This window comes from Paenarthrobacter sp. NPDC091669 (assembly GCF_044756725.1).
GTDB classification, from domain to species: Bacteria; Actinomycetota; Actinomycetes; order Actinomycetales; family Micrococcaceae; genus Arthrobacter; species Arthrobacter bambusae_C.
The window spans coordinates 136,001-154,808 of sequence record NZ_JBIVTK010000006.1; the positions used below are offsets into that span (position 1 = coordinate 136,001).

Genomic DNA, 18,808 nt, shown 5'->3' on the forward strand with positions numbered 1-18,808 from the left:
CGGCGGCGGGTCCCGTTGGCATGGGCCTCCTATGAGGCTTTCCCACACAGGTCACCCACCAGAAAGAGCAGATGGAATGACACAGTCCACCGCACAGATCCTTGACGGCAAGGCCACCGCCGCAGCCATCAAGGCAGAACTGACCACTCGCGTTTCCGTCCTCGCCGCCAAGGGAATCGTCCCGGGCCTGGGCACCATCCTGGTGGGCTCAGACCCCGGCAGCACCTGGTACGTCGGCGGCAAGCACAAGGACTGCGCCGAGGTTGGCATCCAGTCCATCCGCCGCGACCTCCCCGAAGACATCAGCCAGGACGACCTCCTGGAAGTTGTCCGCGAGCTCAACGACAACCCGGAGTGCACCGGCTACATCGTCCAGCTACCACTGCCCAAGCACATCGACCAGGACGTCATCCTCGAAGCCATGGACCCTGACAAGGACGCCGACGGCCTGCACCCCATGAACCTTGGCCGCCTGGTGGCCAACGTCAACGGCGAAATGAAGTCCCCGCTGCCCTGCACGCCCAAGGGCTGTGTGGAGTTGCTCCGCCGCCACAACATTGAACTCAAGGGCAAGCGCGTCCTGGTGGTTGGCCGCGGCGTCACCATCGGCCGCCCCATCGGCCTGCTGCTGACCCGCAAGGAAGTCAACGCCACGGTCATCCTGGCCCACACCGGAACGGTGGACCTGCCCGCCGAACTCAAGCAGGCCGACGTCGTGATCGCCGCTGCCGGCGTGCCGCACATGATCAAGGCCGAGGACCTCAAGCCGGGCGCCATAGTGCTCGACGTCGGCGTCAGCCGCGTGGACGACGGCAACGGCAAGGCTGTTGTCACCGGAGATGTGGACCCGGCAGCTGCCGACGTCGCCGCTTGGCTGTCCCCGAACCCGGGCGGCGTGGGTCCGATGACCCGTGCCATGCTGCTCGCGAACGTCGTGGAGAGTGCTGAGCGCCAGGCCGGCATCGCCTAGCTTCCAACGCACTGAACGAAAGGGCTCTTGCAGGAATATCTGCAAGAGCCCTTTCACATCTAGGTGGGCGCTACTAGTCTGCTGAGGGTGCACAATGAAGCAACCCGCTCTCCGATACCGTCACCAACATCCACACCAATACCGTCAAAATCTTCGCAGTCCAGCCTCGACATGAACCGACCCACCGTCATCAGCGCCCGGAACCTCACCAAGGCCTATGGTGAGCTCACCGCCGTAGACAACATCTCCTTCGACGTACCGGCGGGGGAGTCCTTCGGGCTGCTGGGCCCCAACGGCGCCGGCAAGTCCACCACCATGAAAATGATCGGCGGCGTCTCCCAGCGAACGTCCGGCTCGCTGACCATCATGGGCTTGGATCCTGAGTCGCACGGCCCTGAGGTGAGGGCGCATCTCGGCGTCGTTCCGCAGCAGGACAACCTCGACGAAGAGTTGAAAGTCCGCGAGAACCTGATCGTCTACGGGCGCTACTTCGGCCTGCCCCTGAGCTACTTGCGTCCCAAAGCCGACGAACTGCTGGAATTTGCGCAGCTGACGGACAAAGCCAACTCGAAGGTGGATGCACTCTCCGGCGGCATGAAGCGGCGGCTCACCATCGCCCGGTCTCTCATCAACGAGCCCCGCATTTTGCTTCTGGACGAGCCCACCACTGGTCTGGACCCCCAAGCGCGCCATATCCTCTGGGACCGACTTTTCAGGCTCAAGGAAAATGGGGTCACCCTGATCCTCACCACGCACTACATGGATGAAGCCGAGCAACTCTGCGACCGCCTGATCGTGGTGGACAAGGGCAGGATCATGGCCGAGGGCTCACCGGCCACCCTGATCCGCGAGCACTCGTCACGCGAAGTACTGGAGCTCAGGTTCGGGTCCGAGCGGAACGCGACCATCGGCGTCGAGCTTCAAGGCATCGGTGAGCGGCTCGAAACGCTGCCGGACCGCGTGCTCATCTATGCACACGATGGCGAGGCTGCGTTGGAGCAGGTCACTGCCCGTGGACTGCACCCGATGACCTCGCTGGTGCGCCGCTCGTCGCTGGAGGACGTCTTCCTGCGGCTGACCGGCAGGAGCCTCGTTGACTGACGGCACGGACAAACCGATCACGACGGCGGAGCGTCCGTTGCGGGCACACTCACCTGAGGTGTCGGCCGCCAGGGCGCGGCGATGGGGCGCCTTCTTCTACGCAGAGCAAGTGCTTCGCGTCATGCGCAACTACGGATGGTCCGTAATCCTGTACAGCGTGGGTCAGCCGGTTGCGTATCTCTTTGCCATGGGAGTGGGACTGGCCAGCCTGGTGGACGCCAACAGCGAAGCCACGTTCGGTGGTGTCAGCTATTTGGAGTTCGTGGCTCCGGCATTGTTGGTCTCGGCTGCGGTGATGACAGCTTCGGGGGAGTTCTCCTACCCCGTCATGGACGGTTTCAAGTGGCGCCGGGTATTCTACGGCCCGCACGCCTCACCATTGATTCCCGAGCAAATCGCCAGCGGACACATCATGGCCAGCACGCTGAGGTTCCTCCTGCAGTCGGTGGTCTACTTCGTTGTGGTGGCACTTTTCGGTGCTTCGCCGGGTCCGTGGGGCTGGGTATCGGCCATCGTGGCTACTGCGGCGGCGCTGTCCTTTGGCCTGCCGCTGATGGCTTATGCGGCCAGCATCAAACAGGACAAGGGGCAGTTTGCGCTGGTGCAACGCTTCATTGTGATGCCGCTGTTCCTGTTCTCGGGGACGTTCTTCCCACTGGATTCCCTGCCGATCGCTGTCCGTTGGATCGGCTGGATTTCCCCGGTGTGGCACGGGACTGAGCTGAGCCGCGTGTTCACCTACGGGATGGATCAAAGCCCTGTGCTGACCATCATCCACGTGGTGTTCCTGCTGGTGACCGCTGCCGTTGGCTGGATGGTCGTCCGCCGCCAGTTCGTGAAAAGGATGGGCTCATGAGTGTCCTGACGGGTGGCCACAGCGCCACGGATCGCGCGCGGGAGCGGAAGTTCGGCTCCCTCTATTCACGCAATGCCAAAGCCGTAGTGGGCCGGGGATTGATGGCGGCCAAGTCCAGCACCTGGCTGGTCATGGTCTCCGGGTTCTTTGAGCCGGTGCTGTTCCTGCTGGCCATGGGCGTGGGCATGGGCTCCATCGTGGGCACTGTCCAAGGCCCGGGCGGCGAGGAGATCAGCTACGCGGCCTACATTGCGCCGGCGCTGCTGGCCGTTTCGGCGATGAACGGGGCCATCTACGACTCCACGTGGAACGTCTTCTTCAAGATGAACTTCGCCAAGCTCTACCAAGGGATGCTCTACACGTCCCTGGGCCCGTTGGATGTCGCGATCGGCGAGATCTTCCTGGCCCTCCTTCGGGGCCTGCTCTACGCCACGGGATTCACCGCGGTTATGGGCGTCATGGGTTTGCTGACCAGTTGGTGGGCCATTCTGGTCATTCCTGCCTCGGTGCTGATCGCGTTCGGTTTCGCGAGCTTCGGAATGGGCATCACCAGCTTCATGAAAACCTTCCAGCAGATGGACTGGATCAACTTCTTCCTGCTGCCCATGTTCCTGTTCAGTGCCACGTTCTACCCGCTCAGTGTCTACCCGCAGGTCATCCAGTGGTTCATCCAGGCCATGCCCCTGTGGCACGGCGTGGAGTTGCTGCGGCAGATCAGTGTGGGCTCGTTCAGTCCGGCCACTGCAATCCATGTGGGTTACTACCTGGTGATGATCGCTCTCGGGATCATGCTGACCACACGTAGGCTGCGTCAACTGTTCCTGAAGTGATGGAGTTTTTGTACAGCTAATGCCCCGAAAGCGGCGTCTTGGGGGCATTAGCTGTACAAAAACCCGGGGCTTGGGGGCCCGTGTTCGCCGTCCGTGGAAGCTGGCACGGGCACCTGTAGGCATTTGAGAGAATGGATCCATGCAATCTCTCGGTGACCCGCACCCGTCCACGTCTCCCGCCGGCAAAGGCATGTTCAAGGGCTTCCGCATTGGCGGCCTGGGGATGACCGTCGTCATCATCGCGTTCCTGGTGGCCGTCATTTTCGCGGCAAACCAGAACGATGTTGTGGGGTGGGTCGTCGCCGTGGTGGCCTTCGGCTGGCTGGCTCTGGCCACCTTCGTGGTGCTGAGCATCCGCAGGGCCGCGCAGCGTGCAGGCGCAAAGCTGACCGAAGCGCAAAATGCCTTCAACGCCGCCGCCGGCCGCGCGCCGTCGTCGTCCGCGGCTGACAGTGGCGGCACGCGCGTCGTTGCCGAACGCAGCAAGTCAGATGAGGTTCGCGACCTCAAGCTGGACCACTCCTTCAAGATCGTCCAGGTGCAGGTCCGTGTTGTGGATGAGGAGCGGGCCAAGGGCGCTGCTGCCGATCAGGACACCATCAACCGCGCCCTGGAAACCATTGCCATTACGGCCACCAATGCGCGCGACATGATCAAGTCCTCCGGCGGCTCGGACGAGCCCGTGGCCGGCACCATCATCGACTAGAGTGGACCGGGTGAGTACGGCATTGAAGAAGGACTTCCTTCGCATCGCGTCAGTTAACGTCAACGGCCTCAGGGCTGCCTACAAGAACGGCATGGCGGAATGGCTGGAGCCGCGCGAGGTTGACATTCTCTGCCTCCAGGAAGTCCGCGCACCTGATGACATCGTCAGGAAGCTGATCGGCGAAGGCTGGCACATTCTCCACACCGAAGCGGAAGCCAAGGGCCGCGCCGGTGTTGCCATCGCTTCCCGCGAGGAACCCACTGCCACCCGCGTCGGTATTGGCGATGACTACTTTGACACGTCCGGGCGCTGGGTCGAGGCCGACTACACCGTCAAGGATGGTGCCGGCGAATCCACCACGCTCACGGTCGTCAGCGCCTATGTGCACTCCGGAGAAGTGGGAACCCCCAAGCAGGATGACAAGTTCCGTTTCCTGGACGCCATGACGGTGCGCCTGCCTGAGCTCGCCAAGCACAGCGACCACGCTTTGGTAGTGGGCGACCTCAACGTGGGTCACACAGAGTTGGACATCAAGAACTGGAAGGGCAACGTCAAGCGTGCCGGCTTCCTCCCGGAGGAGCGCGCGTACTTTGACCGTTTCCTCGGCGAAGAAATCGGATGGAGGGATGTCCACAGGGGCCTGGCAGGAAATGTCGCCGGCCCCTACACCTGGTGGTCCCAGCGCGGTAAAGCCTTTGACACTGACACAGGCTGGCGCATCGACTACCACCTGGCCACACCGGGCCTCGCAGCAGCCGCTTTCTCGGCTGTCGTGGACCGTGCGCCTTCGTGGGACACCCGCTTCTCCGACCACGCACCGCTGGTAGTCGACTACCGGCTCTAAGCTCCCTAAGGTATTCCTCCATGACTAGTTCCACCACGACTGAAACCGGCACTGCAGCGGTACCGCAGACCACCACATCCACCAAGCTTGCCGTCGGCGCCAAGCACCGTGTCCTGTCCGGCATGCAGCCCTCCGCGGACTCCCTGCACCTTGGCAACTACCTCGGTGCCTTGGTCAACTGGGTCCGGATGCAGGACGATTACGACGCCGTGTATTTCATCCCGGACCTGCACGCCATCACCGTGCCGCAGGACCCGGCAGAGCTTGCCCGCCGCACCCGCGTCACCGCCGCGCAGTACATCGCGGGCGGCGTGGACGTGGAGAAGTGCACCCTCTTCGTCCAGTCCCAGGTCCCTGAGCACGCCCAGCTCGCGTGGGTCCTGAACTGCATCACGGGCATGGGCGAAGCTGCCCGCATGACGCAGTTCAAGGACAAGGCCCAGAAGCAGGGTTCGGACCACGCCAGCGTTGGCCTGTTCACGTACCCGATTCTCCAGGCCGCCGACATTCTCCTCTACCAGCCGCACGGTGTGCCGGTGGGCGAAGACCAGCGACAGCACGTGGAGCTCAGCCGGGACCTCGCCAACCGCTTCAACAGCCGGTTCGGGGAGACGTTCCAAGTGCCGGAGGCCTTCATCCAGAAGGAATCGGCCAAGATCTACGATCTCCAGAACCCCAGCGCCAAGATGTCCAAGTCCGCGGAGTCACCCGCCGGTCTGATCAACCTTCTGGATGATCCCAAGACCGTGGCCAAGCGCATCAAGTCGGCCGTCACGGACACTGAAACCGAGATCCGCTACGACCGCGAGAACAAGCCGGGTGTTTCAAACCTGCTCACCATCTACTCGGCCATCAGTGGCACGCCGGTAGAGAAGATCGTGGCTGACTACCAAGGCAAGATGTACGGGCACCTCAAGGTTGACCTCGCAGAACTCGTCTCAGGGCATCTGGCACCTATCCGGGAGCGGGCCAACGAACTCTTGGCCGATCCCGCGGAACTCGACCGCCTCCTGGCCCTCGGCGCAGAGAAGGCACGCCACATTGCTTCAGCCACTCTCGCGGACGTCTATTCCAAGGTCGGTTTCCTGCCCTACCGCGGAGATGCCCACCGCGACCTGGGAGTCCGCTAACTCCATGTGCTCCGCTGGCCAGCTCAACGTCAAGACCGACACCCGCAAGGGTGTCGGTCCGGACGACTCTCGCCAGACGGGTGTTGCCGGCACTGACTGCGGCGACGGTGACACCATGTGTGTTGGCGTCATCCTCGGCTTCCCGCCGGAGATCGCCCGCGAACTCCAGGAATGGCGCGCTTCCTTCGGTGACCCGATGGCCGATGTCATTCCTGCCCACATCACCCTGATTACCACCACACCTACGCAAGACTGGGCCGCCACCCGCGAGCACGTGCGGGAAGTGGCCCGGACCCAGGAACCTTTCCACATCACCATTTCCGGCACGGGTTCGTTCCGGCCCGTCTCGCCGGTGGTGTTCGTCAACGTGGAAGAAGGCTTTGAAGAGTGCGTGCAGTTGCACGAGAAACTTCAAACCGGGCCCCTCGAACGATTGCTGCCCTTCCCGTACCATCCTCACGTCACCGTGGCGCACGATGTGTCCCAGGAAAATCTGGATGAGGCCGAAACGGTCCTCAGAGATTACCGGGCCACCTTTCCTGTGGTTAGCATGGGACTTTACGAGCACGACACCAATGGAATATGGCAGCTACGGGAAGAGCTCGACTTTGGCGGCGATACTGACGAAGAACAGCAAGCGGATTCACGCCACGCAGGCGGACGTTCCTCCGCTGCCAACTGAGCTGGCCAAGCTCAAACTTGAGCTGCTTCGCAAGAGGCAGGACTGGGGCCAGTCCAAGCGCGCCGGTGATGGACTGCCGAAGAAGGCCGGAGCGTTCTTCGCCCTCTTCATGGCCAGGCTGAATACCAACCGTGCCTTGCGTTCCTTCCAGCACTACACGCGCCAGCATGGGCCCCTGTTGAGTGCGGGCATTGGCTTCAACATGTTCTTCTCCGTGACGGGTCTGTTGACCACGGGATTCGCGATCGCCGGCATCGTCCTGGGTGGCAACCCCGTGCTGGAAGACGCCGTCATCGGCAGTGTGGCATCCGCTGCGCCCGGGCTCCTGCAGGTCAATGGCGGTGAAGGGCTGGTGGATCCGCAAACATTGCTGAACCCGTCCGGCCTCGGGTGGACCGCACTGATCGCCGCTGCCGTCACCATCTTCACGTCCCTGGGATGGATTGCCAGCGTCAGGGAGGGTCTCCGCGGCGTCATGAACGCTGACCCTCTCCTGCGCAACGGCCTCCTGCAAAAGCTCATCGACGCCGGCACCCTGTTGCTCCTCGGCGTCATCCTGATCATCAGCGCAGGCGCTTCCCTGATTTTTGGCACGGCCGCCGAGTGGCTCATCGACTTGATGAAGTTGGACGAGGCTGTTGCCGCGCCCATCGCCGCCACCGTCAAGATCGTGGTTCCCCTCCTCCTGAACTGCGCGACGGCGGCAGTACTGTTCCGTATTGCAGGTGGCCTGACGTTGGGGCGCCGCGCGTTCCTCGAAGGGGTAGGGCTGGCAGGCGTGGGGACTACAGTCCTCCAATTCTTCAGCACCGAACTTCTGGCCCGGTCCGGAAACAATCCCGTCCTGGCGTCGTTTGCCATCATCATCGGCCTGCTGATCTGGTTCAACCTGGTGAGCCAGGTGTACCTCGTCTCGGCGTCGTGGTCGGCCATTCGTGAGGCCGATACTGAGTCGGGGGAGACCCCGCGCAAGAAGGTCCTTGGGTCGCGCCGTGTGGCGCCCCGCACCTGATATTTCTTTCTCCCGGGAGACGCCATGAACAATCAACTGTGGATCGGCTGTCTCCTCGGGGCTGCCGTTGGTCTCATTGTGGGGCAACTGATCTTCAAATCCCCTTTCCTGGGCATCCTCATCGGAGTAGGGCTCGGGGCGCTTGTCGGGGCTGCAGTGGGACCTCGCCGGGGATAGTGGCAGGTCCCCTGGGCTGAGACTAGGGTGCCCGCACCAGCCCTTCCCACGCCACAGTCCAGTCAGCGGGGAACCCGGGCGCGTGTCGTTCCGGGCCGTTGTCCCACCCCGCGGCCATGAGGGCCGCAGCAGCCAGGAGCCCGCCATTGCCCGGAAGGTACAGCGGCAACGAGTCTGTCTGCCGGTTGTGGCCGTTGGCCAGTACGGTGTTCTTGCCGGCGTTCAGGAGCAGCGCATCCACGGCAGCTTCCGGGTCCTCCAGCCGGGCGGCCGTCATGGCCATCACCGGGTAGTCCCAGCCCCAGGTGCTGCCCCAGTCCCAGTCGGCCAGCACGTCCGAGAGGGTTGCCCGCATGATGTCGGGGTCGATGACGTCGGCCAGCGGGAGGACTCCGAGGGCACACAGCATTGAAGGGTGGTCGGTACGAATGGTGAAGGGCTCCACGTCGATCGCGGCATATACGCCGTTGACAACCCGTGGCGGAACCATGCCCTCTGCCACATCGGACCAGGCCGGAACGGGGTCCAGGCCCAACCGCTCCCGCCATTTAGAAGCCGTCCGCAGGCCCCACTGCCAGTAGGCCAGCTCGAAAGTGGGGTTGGTGACCTTGGCCCGCATGGAGCCGTAGCTTTCCTGCGCCGGAATCAAGGGTGGCCCCAGCTCGAACCCCCGCGACGTGGGATGCGCAAAGCCGGCCATGAAGGCAGCTGACTCAAACACGATCTCCGCGAATTCTTCCAGGACGTCGCGGCCGGGGTTGGCCCGGTACACCAGCTCGGCCAGGTGGATGGGATGTGGCTGCTGCCAAATGAGGAATGTGCCGATCGGACTGGGGCTCTCCCGCCCGTCCGGTCCCACCTGCTTGGGCCAGCGAACGCCGTCGAATCCTTGCGCTTTGGCCGTCTGCCGTGAAGGCTCCAACACCGTGGAGTACCACCGCAACGACGGCAGGAGCAGCTCCACACGGTTCCAATGCGCAAAGTGGGCCGCATGCCACCAGTGCATCTCCAGATGGAAGCGGCCACGCCACGAGTTGCATACGAGCCCCGTTTCCTGCGGCGGCAATGAACCGGCGCAATTGATCGCCGTGAGGTATTGGGACAGCACAATCCGGCGTTCCAATTCCTTGGCCCGCGGATCATCGGTGGCATCGAGCTCGATCGCCCCGCCCGAGGACCAGAACGCCGGCCAGTAGGCAGCGGATGCTGCGACCACTGAACGTGCGGGTGAAAGTTCGACGCCGGTCCCCGCCTCCGCGGGGCCGTCCGGCTGTTGGGCGCTGTTGGCAGGCCTGTTGTTGCCCCTCGGGATGCAGTCGCCATCCCCGGCTGACACGAACCCAACGGAGAAGTCCAGCTCAGTATCGGTGCCCGGAGTTCCAGGCGACGCTGGGGCGATGTGGAGATCATGCTGACCGGCCTGTTCCACTCTCAGGCTCTGACCGGTGATCACCACTTGATAGCGGGAATCGTCCAATTCGCGGTGCGCGGTCCATGCTGCGGATCCGTGGTCTCCCACTGGTGACGGCCCTCTGAGCGTCGTGGTGTGGGCATCCGGTCGTTCCCAGTCCGCGGCGTCATGCCAGGCTTCGGATCCGTAGGGGAAACCGATGCCGACAAGCAATCCGGCTGCAAGCGCCGCCGACTCCACACGGATGCCGAGTTCATCCCGGTCCGGGTGGCATGCCGTCGTCACTTTCACGCGATGGTCTGCCACGGTGAACAGGCTGGTGACAGCCCCCGTCCAGAGGTCCAGTGTTTGTTCCGTGTCAGTGATGTCCGCTGCCGCGAGGGGACGGTCCACGCCGTCCTCCCTCCATCGGAAGCCGATGCGCCCCAGATCCAGTCGGTGCGCGTTCGCCCGGAGCCACGTTTCCGCCACGGAGGTGTCGGTTTCCCGATCGTTCACGATGTCGCCCACCATGTCCACGTAGGGGACCGGGCCGCGGGGCGAATCGTAGAGGACAGTGGAGCCGGCGAGATCGTACGGTTCGGGTGGTGGAACGGAGTGCCAGCCCCACTGCGCCTGCGTCCCCAGGAGTGTTCCGGGTGGCAGGTCATCTCGTGCGTCCACGGGGTATTCGGCGGGCAATGATTGCAGCCCGGTGAGGTCCATGGTGAAGGCGAATTCGCCGTTGCCCACGGAGACGGGACTGCGCGGATCCAGCCGGTTTTGGCGGACATTATGTCGCTGGACCAGTACCTTGCGATCGATGGTGGGGGATGGCGGGTTCATGTCAGTCTTTCTGCAGGGAGTACGCCGGCGAGTGTCACTGTGTCCTCAAGTTCAAGGAGCGGGAAAACCGTTGCGCGCTCGTAGGGAGTTTTGTTCGGCTGATGGAGCGTCAGGAAAAGGCTGCCGTCAAGGTGCCGGCCGATCATTCCATGGCCGCCATCAGTGCCCCAGAGTGGTTCGGCTTCCTGGGTCCAGGGGCCCAGCACCGTTCCTGATTCGCTGCGGGCTAGACCCATGGCGTAGCCGGTGTCGCCAAAGCTGGACCACAGCATGAGGAGCTTTCCGCTGCTGAGCCGAAACAAAAACGGACCATCGGTGACATACACAGGAAACTCACGGTCCCGGACGGATGGGACATCAAGGGCACGGGACCATGGAGCCTCCGAGGCGCTGAAAAGGAACACCGGGACGCCCACGGCGCTGCGCAGGTCCGGGCTGAGGCGCTGTGCCATCATGGCGCCGTCGTGCACCTGCTTCCATTCGTGGCAGAAGACAATCCACGGCGTTCCACCTTCGTCGACGTGGAGCGTGCCGTCCAGGCATTGCCAGTTGCCGGGAGTGACCGGACCATCGCTCCATGGTTCGTAGGGACCCGCTGGCTTGTCTGCAGCCAGTATCTGCGTTCCGCGGAGGCGACCGGGCGCAATGAAGGTGGCGAACATGTAGAAGCGCCCACGGTACTCGTGGACTTCGGGCGCCCAGTACTGCTCCTGGCTCCAAAATCCGCGCTGAGGCCTGAATGCCTCAAGGGGACCCTCCCAGGTGAGGAGGTCGCTGCTTCGGTAGCAATCAAATCCAGTGGCCTGGCCTGACCAGATGTTCTTGTCCGTGCTGCCGAAGAGGAGGTAGTCGCCCGACGACGGCCGGGTCAGCACGTAGGGGTCCCGGATCTGGATTTGGTCCAAGCGTAAGGTCACGGCGTCCTCCTTGACGGATTCAAATAGTTCATATCCCAAACTATTGACGAATATACACCGCCTTGATACGTTTCAGGAACCGTTTTCTTGAGCCTGAAAGAAGCTTACCCAATGACGCGTAAATCTCTCCGACATCTCCGTAAGTCCATCGCTTTCGTAGCAGCCGTCAGCATGCTGGGCCTCACTGCGGCCTGCTCCAGCCCATCCTCCAACCAGCCGGAAGACGGGCCGGTGGAGATCCGGTTCTCGTGGTGGGGCAACGCCACCCGGGCCGACCTCACCAACAAGGTCATCAAGGAATTTGAGGCTGCCAACCCCAACATCAAGGTGAAGCCCGAGTACGGCGACATTGGTGGCTACTTCGACAAACTGGCCACCCAAGTAGCAGCGAACGATGCCCCCGACGTCATCACCATGGGTGGCGCCTATCCGGCCGAATACGCCAATCGCGGCGCCCTCCTGGATCTGTCCAAGGTGGAAGGTTCGCTGGATCTGTCCAAGATGGACCAGGGAGCGCTGGAAAACGGTCAGGTCCAAGGCAAGCAGTATGGCGTCTCCACCGGTGCCAATGCACTGGCCATCGTCGTCAACCCCACCGTGTTCCAGGCCGCGGGTGTCGCCTTGCCGGATGACAGCAAGTGGACCTGGGACGACTTCGCCAAGACGGCCGGGGACATCACGGCCAAGAGTCCCAAGGGGACCTACGGCACCGCTACCGTCCTGACGCATGATTCTCTGGATGCCTTCGCCCGCCAGCGCGGGAAGTCCCTCTACACTCAGGACGGCCAGCTGGGTTTGGATAAGGAAACAGTGAAGGACTACTTCGACTTTTCGGTAAAACTCAGTGAATCCGGCGCCGCTCCCAGCGCATCGGAGACCGTGGAGAAGCTCAACGTCAGCACCGAGCAGACGCTCATGGGCATGGGCCAGGCCGGCATGATGCTGACCTGGACCAACTCACTGACTGCCCTCAGCAAAGCCTCCGGTGCAGAGTTGAAACTGCTCAAGCTGCCCGGTGAGACGCCCACGCCCGGGATCTGGCTCCAGTCCTCGCAGTTCTACACCATTTCAGCCCGAAGCAAGCACACGGATGCCGCCGCCAAGCTGGTCAGTTTCCTGGTGAACAACGAGGCCGCAGCAAAAATCATCCAGAGCGACCGCGGGGTGCCCAGCAACGCCGGCATGCGCACGGCCATCCAGGACCTCCTGACTCCTCAGGGCAAGGTGGAAGCCGCCTACATCGACCAGATCGGCAAGATGGACTTCGCTCCAACGTTCATCGGTCCCACCGGTTCCACGGCCGTTTCCGAAATCACGGCCCGCATCAACACTGAAGTCCTCTTCAAGCGTCTTAGCCCGGAGAAGGCAGCGGAGCAGTGGCTGAGCGAGAGCAAAGCGGCCATCGGCAAATAGGACCCAATCAGGTGACAGCAAATGCTCTACTGAGGCGTCAGTGGAACGTTTGCTGTTACCTAGTTGGGTGGCAGGGCCGTCAGCCGGCGTCGCGGACTTCCAGGTAGGGGTCAGCCCACGCTCCGATAATGCGTGCAACCCGCGCGGCCTGGCCCTTACCGGTGAGGAGATGTTCGCTGCCCTCCAAGGAGATGAAACTCCGGGGGTGCCGGGCCGTACGGAAGATCTCGCTGGCGTTGTCGATCCCCACGGTGTTGTCGGTGGGGGAGTGCATCACCATCAGCGGCTTGTGGAGGGTGCGGATGCAGTCGCGCAGGTCGGCGCGCTCCACGTCCTCCACAAAGTGGCGGCGGACCTCCATGGGACGACCCCCAAGGTCAACCACGGCGCTGCCGTCGCGCAGGATGTCCTCCATCTCGGTGTCGAACATGTGCTCAACATGCTTCGGTTCGTACGGTGCGGCGACGGTCACCACTGCATTCAGGCCAGGAATATCGCGGGCTGCGGCCAGCACGGCTGCACCTCCGAAGGAATGGCCCACCAGCAAGGAAATCCCCCGGCCCTGCTCCCGCATGAACTCCGCGGCCAGGATGGTGTCGGCCACCTTCACGCTGAACGACCCCGCCGACCACTCACCGGCAGAACCACCCAAACCCAGGTTGTCGAAACGCAGCATGCCGACGCCCTGCTCAGCCAGGCCCTTGCAGATGCGCGATGCGGCGGGGCTGTCCTTGCCGAGGGTCAGTCCGTGCGAGTACAAGCCCCAGCCGCGGATGGGCCCTTCCGGGACGTCTACGATGCCGGCCAGGACGTCGCCGGTACTTCCCGTGAAGCTGATCTTTTCAGAGCGTGACACGCTGATCTCCTTGCGTTGCGGTGGCGGGTGCGGTGGTCACCGGTTCTGGAAATTGCTTAACGACGACGGCGCCCCTCACCAGCAGTGGTGAGTGGCGCCGTCGTCGTGGTTGTTCTTGTACGAAACGCGAACTAGATCTTGCGGGACAGGATGGCCTGCTTGACCTCTGCGATTGCCTGGGTCACCTGGATGCCACGGGGGCAGGCTTCCGAGCAGTTGAAGGTGGTGCGGCAGCGCCACACGCCTTCTTTGTCGTTGAGGATTTCAAGGCGCATGTCGCCGGCATCATCACGGGAATCGAAAATGAAGCGGTGCGCGTTGACGATCGCTGCCGGACCAAAGTACTGGCCGTCGGTCCAGAAGACCGGGCAGGAGGAGGTGCAAGCGGCGCAGAGGATGCACTTGGTGGTGTCATCAAAGCGCTCACGGTCCTCAACGGACTGCAGGCGTTCCTTGGTGGGCTCGTGGCCCTTGTTGATGAGGAACGGCATGACTTCGCGGAAGGACTGGAAGAAGGGTTCCATGTCCACGATCAGGTCCTTCTCCACAGGGAGGCCCTTGATCGGCTCGACGGTGATGGGCTTGGTGGTGTCCAGGTCCTTCAGCAGCGTCTTGCAGGCGAGGCGGTTGCGGCCGTTGATGCGCATGGCATCTGAACCACAAACACCATGGGCGCAGGAGCGGCGGAAGGAAACGCTGCCGTCGATCTCCCACTTGACCTTGTGGAGGGCATCCAACACGCGGTCCGTGCCATACATGGTCAGCTTGTAGTCATCCCAGCGTGCTTCGTCCGAAATTTCGGGATCGTAGCGGCGCACGCGGAGCGTGATGTGGAACGTGGGGATTTCACCGTCGCCGGCAACGCTTGCCGGGAGCTCGATCTTGGAAGCGGGCTCTGCCATTTCGGTCGTCATTAGTACTTACGCTCCATCGGCTCGTAACGGGTGAAGATGACGGGCTTCGTCTCAAGACGGATGCCCGCGACGGATTCCGCCGAGGAGTCGACGGTGACGGAGGTGTCCAGGTAAGCCATGGAGTGCTTCATGAACTTCTCGTCATTGCGGTCCGGGAAGTCTTCGCGGTAGTGACCACCGCGGGATTCTTCACGGTGCAGTGCACCAACAGTCATGACCTTGGCCATGTCCAGGAGGAAGCCCAGTTCCACGGCTTCCAGGAGGTCAAGGTTGAAGCGCTTGCCCTTGTCCTGAACTGTGACGTGCTTGTACCGCTCCTCGAAGGAAGCGATGTCGCGAAGGACTTGTTCCAGGGATTCCTTGGTACGGAACACCTGCATGTTGGCGTCCATGGTGTCCTGCAGTTCCTTGCGGATCTGCGCAACACGCTCGGTGCCGTTGCCGGTGAGCAGGCCGTCCAGGATGCCTCGGGTCATTGCCTCGGGGTCCTCGGGCAGCTCGACGTAGTCGGCCGTCTTGGAGTACTCCGCAGCAGCGATGCCCGCACGCTTGCCGAACACGTTGATGTCCAGGAGCGAGTTGGTGCCGAGGCGGTTGGAGCCGTGCACGGACACACAAGCAACTTCGCCGGCTGCGTAAAGGCCCGGGACGATCGTGTCGTTGTCCTGGAGCACTTCAGTGGTGATGTTGGTGGGGATGCCACCCATGGCGTAGTGCGCCGTGGGGAACACGGGAACCGGATCGGTGAACGGTTCCACGCCAAGGTAGGTGCGGGCGAACTCCGTGATGTCCGGAAGCTTGGCTTCGATGTGAGCCGGTTCAAGGTGGGTCAGGTCCAAAAGGACGTAGTCCTTGTTGGGACCACAACCGCGGCCTTCACGCACTTCGTTCGCCATGGCGCGGGCCACGATGTCACGGGGTGCGAGGTCCTTGATGGTGGGGGCGTAGCGCTCCATGAAGCGCTCACCTTCCGAGTTACGCAGGATGGCACCTTCACCGCGTGCGCCCTCGGTGAGGAGGATGCCCAGGCCGGCGAGGCCGGTCGGGTGGAACTGGAAGAACTCCATGTCTTCCAGGGGGATGCCACGGCGGAACGCGATGCCCATGCCGTCACCCGTGAGGGTGTGGGCGTTGGACGTGGTCTTGAAGACCTTGCCGGCGCCGCCGGAAGCGAACACTACGGACTTGGCCTGGAAGACGTGAAGTTCGCCGGAAGCGAGGTCGTAGGAGACGACGCCGGCGACGCGCTTCTGCTTGTACGGGGTGCCGTCTTCGCGGACTGCGTCTTCTTCGACGATCAGCAGGTCCAGAACGTAGTACTCGTTGTAGAACTCAACGTTGTGCTTGACGCAGTTTTGGTACAGCGTCTGCAGGATCATGTGGCCCGTACGGTCGGCTGCATAGCAAGCACGGCGGACGGGAGCCTTGCCGTGGTCACGGGTGTGGCCACCGAAACGGCGCTGGTCAATGCGGCCTTCGGGCGTGCGGTTGAACGGCAGGCCCATCTTTTCCAGGTCCAGCACGGCGTCAATGGCTTCCTTCGCCATGACCTCGGCTGCGTCCTGGTCAACCAGGTAGTCGCCACCCTTGATGGTGTCAAAGGTGTGCCATTCCCAGTTGTCTTCTTCGACGTTGGCCAGTGCTGCACACATTCCACCCTGGGCTGCACCGGTGTGCGAACGGGTGGGGTAGAGCTTGGTCAGTACCGCTGTGCGTGCGCGCTGACCGGACTCGATCGCGGCGCGCATGCCGGCGCCACCTGCACCGACAATAACGACGTCGTACTTATGGACCTGCATACCAGATGCTCTCTCTTTCAAAATTCAGATGGTCTGCGGAGGCTGCTCCGCTACGTCAGGCGAACCGGTTCACTCCGCAGAGCCACCGGGAACGCTGCTACGGGGCCGGGCAGAATCCGCCAGGAAGCTGAACGCCGTCAACAACAGGGCACGGGTTGAAGGTGAAGATCACCAGCGTGCCCAGGATGATGATGACCAGGGTGGCCGCGTAGAGAACCATCTTGAGCCAGAAGCGCGTGGAATCCTTCTCGGCGTAGTCGTTGATGATGGTGCGGACGCCGTTGGTTCCGTGCAGCATGGCAAGCCACAGCATGGCGAGGTCCCAGAACTGCCAGAACGGATCTGCCCACTTGCCGGCAACAAAGCCAAAGTCGATCGCGTGGATGCCTTCGCCTACCAGCAGGTTCACGAAGAGGTGGCCGAAGATCAGGACCACCAGGACGATGCCGGAGAGACGCATGAAGAGCCAGGCGATCATCTCGAAGTTGCCGCGGCTGGAGCCGGTGCGGTTGTACTGCGGGGCGATCTTGCCGGAGCCGATTTTTCCGCTGCGGGGGGATTCGATGGTTGTCATGGCTTAGTGGCCTCCCAGCGCGAGGGAAAGGTGGCGGATGGCGAAGCCGGCGAACGTGACCAGCCACAGCGCAAGCACGATCCACAGCATCTGGCGCTGGTACTTGGCGCCCTTCTTCCAGAAGTCGATGGCAATCACGCGCAGGCCGTTGAAGGCGTGGAAAATGATCGCAGCGACCAGGCCCGTTTCCCCCAGGGCCATGAGGGGGTTCTTGTAAGCACCAATGACGGCCGTGTAGGCCTCAGGGGACACGCGCACCAATGAGGTGTCCAACACATGGACCAACAAGAAGAAAAAGATCACTACACCGGTAATACGATGTCCAACCCAGGACCACATGCCTTCACGGCCGCGGTACAAGGTGCCAGCTGGTTTTGTCGGCACTGATTAAACCTTCCTGCAACACAGCGGCGCTGGCATGGGATCCACGCGGGGGGAACGCCTGCTGCGAGAGCACTCGTAGCTCACGCCTAAATCTAGGCTTCGCTCACAGCATATTCAATTTAGGACGGGCTTCTCTCCTTGTTAATTCCATGTTTCCTGCCAGTATTCAGGCGATTTTGCCCAGCCCCTGAGACGAACGCCACATGCGTGGCGTACTGCAGGGCTTCGCGCTTGCGTCGGATAAAGTGTTGCGGTGAGTACAGAAGACGCGAAATACCCGGAATCGCCCATGAACCGCTTCCATGCGGTTATTCCGGCCGGCGGTGTGGGGACCCGGTTGTGGCCGCTCTCGCGGGCCGCTGCGCCCAAGTTCCTCCATGACCTGACCGGTTCCGGCAGCACGTTGTTGAGGGCCACCTATGACCGCCTGGAGCCCCTGGCCGGCGAGCGGGTGCTCGTTGTTACCGGCGAGGCACACCGTGCCGCTGTTTGCCGCCAGCTCCCTGAAATAGGGGACGACGAACTGGTGCTCGAAAGCGAGCCCAAGGACTCCGGTGCTGCGATTGGACTGGCTGCTGCCATCCTGTACCGCCGCGACCCGGACACCATCATGGGCTCCTTCGCCGCGGACCAGGTCATCAGCCCGGACCACCTATTCCAGGAAACGGTGCGGGAGGCCATCTACACAGCCGCTACGGGCAAGATCGTCACCATCGGCATCAAGCCCACGCACCCCTCCACCGGCTTTGGCTACATCCGTTCCGGCGTTGCCCTCCACGTGGAAGGCGCACCAAATGCGCTGGCGGTGGCTGAGTTCGTGGAGAAGCCCAGCCAGGAAGTCGCCAACAAGTATGTAGAAGCAGGGGACTACGTCTGGAACGCGGGCATGTTCGTTGCTCCCGTGGCGCTCATGCTCAAGCACCTTGAAGCGAACCAGCCCGAGTTGTTCAAGGGCCTCCAGGAAATTGCAGAGGCCTGGGACACTCCACAGCGCGGTGAAGTCACCGCGCGGATATGGCCCACGTTGCCCAAGATCGCGATCGACTACGCCGTGGCCGAGCCCGCAGCGGCAGCCGGCGATGTCGCCGTCGTGCCTGGCACCTTCCGTTGGGACGACGTAGGCGACTTCGCCGCGATCGGCCGCCTCAACAATGCCGGCGATGTGGACGAAGTGACCGTGCTTGGCGAAGGCGCCCGCGTGTTCGCGGAGAATGCCAGCGGCGTGGTGGTCTCCGATACCAAGCGCGTTATCGCCCTGATCGGTATCAAGGACGTGGTCATCGTGGACACCCCGGACGCACTCCTGGTGACCACCAAGGAGCACGCGCAACTGGTCAAGGGCACCGTTGACGCCCTCAAAGCCAGCGGCGACACAGACGTGCTGTAACGCATCCGCTTATACCGTGA

General features: G+C 62.7%; 19 protein-coding genes. 12 read left to right on the plus strand and 7 right to left on the minus strand.

The genetic code is table 11. The features are described 5' to 3' along the window. The first annotated feature begins 76 nt into the window (after positions 1–76). The 10 genes from ACIQLI_RS11800 (at position 77) to ACIQLI_RS11845 (ending at position 8,308) form a co-directional block, all read left to right on the plus strand. Positions 77–970: a bifunctional methylenetetrahydrofolate dehydrogenase/methenyltetrahydrofolate cyclohydrolase gene (locus tag ACIQLI_RS11800; RefSeq protein WP_354230124.1), complete on the plus strand. Its 894-nt coding sequence runs from the start codon at positions 77–79 to the stop codon at positions 968–970. Between the two features lie 171 nt (positions 971–1,141). Continuing rightward, the gene (locus ACIQLI_RS11805) at positions 1,142–2,071 is read left to right on the plus strand and encodes an ABC transporter ATP-binding protein (RefSeq protein WP_354230122.1); all 930 of its coding nucleotides are present in this window, start codon (positions 1,142–1,144) and stop codon (positions 2,069–2,071) included. A gap of 58 nt (positions 2,072–2,129) precedes the next feature. Continuing rightward, the gene (locus tag ACIQLI_RS11810) at positions 2,130–2,927 is read left to right on the plus strand and encodes an ABC transporter permease (RefSeq protein WP_400388800.1); all 798 of its coding nucleotides are present in this window, start codon (positions 2,130–2,132) and stop codon (positions 2,925–2,927) included. After that, complete coding sequence (locus tag ACIQLI_RS11815) at positions 2,924–3,757, plus strand: ABC transporter permease (RefSeq protein WP_400388471.1); 834 nt, start codon at positions 2,924–2,926, stop codon at positions 3,755–3,757. The genes ACIQLI_RS11810 and ACIQLI_RS11815 overlap by 4 nt, the downstream gene beginning before the upstream one ends. Before the next feature lie 139 nt (positions 3,758–3,896). Then, positions 3,897–4,463, plus strand: a complete 567-nt coding sequence (locus ACIQLI_RS11820) for a hypothetical protein (protein ID WP_400388474.1) — start codon at positions 3,897–3,899, stop codon at positions 4,461–4,463. A gap of 10 nt (positions 4,464–4,473) precedes the next feature. Continuing rightward, a complete protein-coding gene (locus ACIQLI_RS11825; protein WP_400388477.1) occupies positions 4,474–5,307 on the plus strand; it encodes an exodeoxyribonuclease III in 834 nt (277 codons plus the stop codon). Positions 5,308–5,327: 20 nt separating this feature from the next. After that, positions 5,328–6,437, plus strand: a complete 1,110-nt coding sequence (gene trpS, locus ACIQLI_RS11830; protein ID WP_400388479.1) for a tryptophan--tRNA ligase — start codon at positions 5,328–5,330, stop codon at positions 6,435–6,437. A 4-nt stretch (positions 6,438–6,441) separates the two neighbouring features. Beyond that, on the plus strand, positions 6,442–7,119 hold the full coding sequence (locus ACIQLI_RS11835) for a 2'-5' RNA ligase family protein (protein WP_354230113.1): 678 nt from the start codon (positions 6,442–6,444) through the stop codon (positions 7,117–7,119). Beyond that, positions 7,046–8,131, plus strand: a complete 1,086-nt coding sequence (locus ACIQLI_RS11840) for a YihY/virulence factor BrkB family protein (RefSeq protein ID WP_400388482.1) — start codon at positions 7,046–7,048, stop codon at positions 8,129–8,131. The genes ACIQLI_RS11835 and ACIQLI_RS11840 overlap by 74 nt, the downstream gene beginning before the upstream one ends. A 24-nt stretch (positions 8,132–8,155) precedes the next feature. After that, positions 8,156–8,308, plus strand: coding sequence for a glycine zipper domain-containing protein (locus ACIQLI_RS11845; RefSeq protein ID WP_280627428.1), 153 nt, complete (start codon positions 8,156–8,158; stop codon positions 8,306–8,308). Between the two features lie 22 nt (positions 8,309–8,330). On the opposite strand, the gene ACIQLI_RS11850 is transcribed toward ACIQLI_RS11845, so the two are convergent. After that, on the minus strand, positions 8,331–10,544 hold the full coding sequence (locus ACIQLI_RS11850; RefSeq protein WP_400388485.1) for a hypothetical protein: 2,214 nt from the start codon (positions 10,542–10,544) through the stop codon (positions 8,331–8,333). Beyond that, positions 10,541–11,461, minus strand: a complete 921-nt coding sequence (locus ACIQLI_RS11855; protein WP_400388488.1) for a glycoside hydrolase family 43 protein — start codon at positions 11,459–11,461, stop codon at positions 10,541–10,543. The genes ACIQLI_RS11850 and ACIQLI_RS11855 overlap by 4 nt, the downstream gene beginning before the upstream one ends. A gap of 111 nt (positions 11,462–11,572) precedes the next feature. Here ACIQLI_RS11855 and ACIQLI_RS11860 point away from each other — a divergent pair, with 111 nt between their 5' ends. Continuing rightward, positions 11,573–12,874 carry an ABC transporter substrate-binding protein gene (locus ACIQLI_RS11860; RefSeq protein ID WP_400388491.1) on the plus strand — a complete coding sequence of 434 codons (1,302 nt, stop codon included), beginning with the start codon at positions 11,573–11,575 and terminating at the stop codon, positions 12,872–12,874. Positions 12,875–12,953: 79 nt separating this feature from the next. Here ACIQLI_RS11860 and ACIQLI_RS11865 read toward each other — a convergent pair whose 3' ends face one another. The 5 genes from ACIQLI_RS11865 to sdhC all read right to left on the minus strand — a co-directional run bounded on the left by ACIQLI_RS11865 (position 12,954) and on the right by sdhC (position 17,401). After that, positions 12,954–13,730 (minus strand): alpha/beta hydrolase, encoded by a 777-nt coding sequence (locus ACIQLI_RS11865; RefSeq protein ID WP_400388494.1) that lies wholly within the window; start codon positions 13,728–13,730, stop codon positions 12,954–12,956. 131 nt (positions 13,731–13,861) lie between these two features. After that, complete coding sequence (locus ACIQLI_RS11870) at positions 13,862–14,644, minus strand: succinate dehydrogenase iron-sulfur subunit (RefSeq protein ID WP_026542862.1); 783 nt, start codon at positions 14,642–14,644, stop codon at positions 13,862–13,864. Then, positions 14,644–16,443 carry a succinate dehydrogenase flavoprotein subunit gene (sdhA, locus tag ACIQLI_RS11875; RefSeq protein ID WP_089594136.1) on the minus strand — a complete coding sequence of 600 codons (1,800 nt, stop codon included), beginning with the start codon at positions 16,441–16,443 and terminating at the stop codon, positions 14,644–14,646. Before sdhA ends, ACIQLI_RS11870 begins: the two co-directional genes overlap by 1 nt. A 97-nt stretch (positions 16,444–16,540) precedes the next feature. After that, complete coding sequence (locus ACIQLI_RS11880) at positions 16,541–17,017, minus strand: succinate dehydrogenase hydrophobic membrane anchor subunit (RefSeq protein WP_089594137.1); 477 nt, start codon at positions 17,015–17,017, stop codon at positions 16,541–16,543. Between the two features lie 3 nt (positions 17,018–17,020). Continuing rightward, a complete protein-coding gene (sdhC, locus tag ACIQLI_RS11885) occupies positions 17,021–17,401 on the minus strand; it encodes a succinate dehydrogenase, cytochrome b556 subunit (RefSeq protein WP_089594138.1) in 381 nt (126 codons plus the stop codon). A gap of 289 nt (positions 17,402–17,690) precedes the next feature. On the opposite strand from sdhC, the gene ACIQLI_RS11890 reads away from it, so the two are divergent. Beyond that, positions 17,691–18,788, plus strand: a complete 1,098-nt coding sequence (locus tag ACIQLI_RS11890; protein WP_400388804.1) for a mannose-1-phosphate guanylyltransferase — start codon at positions 17,691–17,693, stop codon at positions 18,786–18,788. Positions 18,789–18,808 lie beyond the last annotated feature (20 nt).

Coding starts and splice junctions, on each gene's coding strand:
- ACIQLI_RS11800 (WP_354230124.1), top strand. CDS start 77: ATGACACAGTCCACCGCACAGATCCTTGACGGCAAGGCCACCGCCGCA.
- ACIQLI_RS11805 (WP_354230122.1), top strand. CDS start 1,142: ATGAACCGACCCACCGTCATCAGCGCCCGGAACCTCACCAAGGCCTAT.
- ACIQLI_RS11815 (WP_400388471.1), top strand. CDS start 2,924: ATGAGTGTCCTGACGGGTGGCCACAGCGCCACGGATCGCGCGCGGGAG.
- ACIQLI_RS11820 (WP_400388474.1), top strand. CDS start 3,897: ATGCAATCTCTCGGTGACCCGCACCCGTCCACGTCTCCCGCCGGCAAA.
- trpS (WP_400388479.1), top strand. CDS start 5,328: ATGACTAGTTCCACCACGACTGAAACCGGCACTGCAGCGGTACCGCAG.
- ACIQLI_RS11835 (WP_354230113.1), top strand. CDS start 6,442: ATGTGCTCCGCTGGCCAGCTCAACGTCAAGACCGACACCCGCAAGGGT.
- ACIQLI_RS11845 (WP_280627428.1), top strand. CDS start 8,156: ATGAACAATCAACTGTGGATCGGCTGTCTCCTCGGGGCTGCCGTTGGT.
- ACIQLI_RS11850 (WP_400388485.1), bottom strand. CDS start 10,544: ATGAACCCGCCATCCCCCACCATCGATCGCAAGGTACTGGTCCAGCGA.
- ACIQLI_RS11860 (WP_400388491.1), top strand. CDS start 11,573: ATGACGCGTAAATCTCTCCGACATCTCCGTAAGTCCATCGCTTTCGTA.
- ACIQLI_RS11870 (WP_026542862.1), bottom strand. CDS start 14,644: ATGACGACCGAAATGGCAGAGCCCGCTTCCAAGATCGAGCTCCCGGCA.
- sdhA (WP_089594136.1), bottom strand. CDS start 16,443: ATGCAGGTCCATAAGTACGACGTCGTTATTGTCGGTGCAGGTGGCGCC.
- ACIQLI_RS11880 (WP_089594137.1), bottom strand. CDS start 17,017: ATGACAACCATCGAATCCCCCCGCAGCGGAAAAATCGGCTCCGGCAAG.
- ACIQLI_RS11890 (WP_400388804.1), top strand. CDS start 17,691: ATGAACCGCTTCCATGCGGTTATTCCGGCCGGCGGTGTGGGGACCCGG.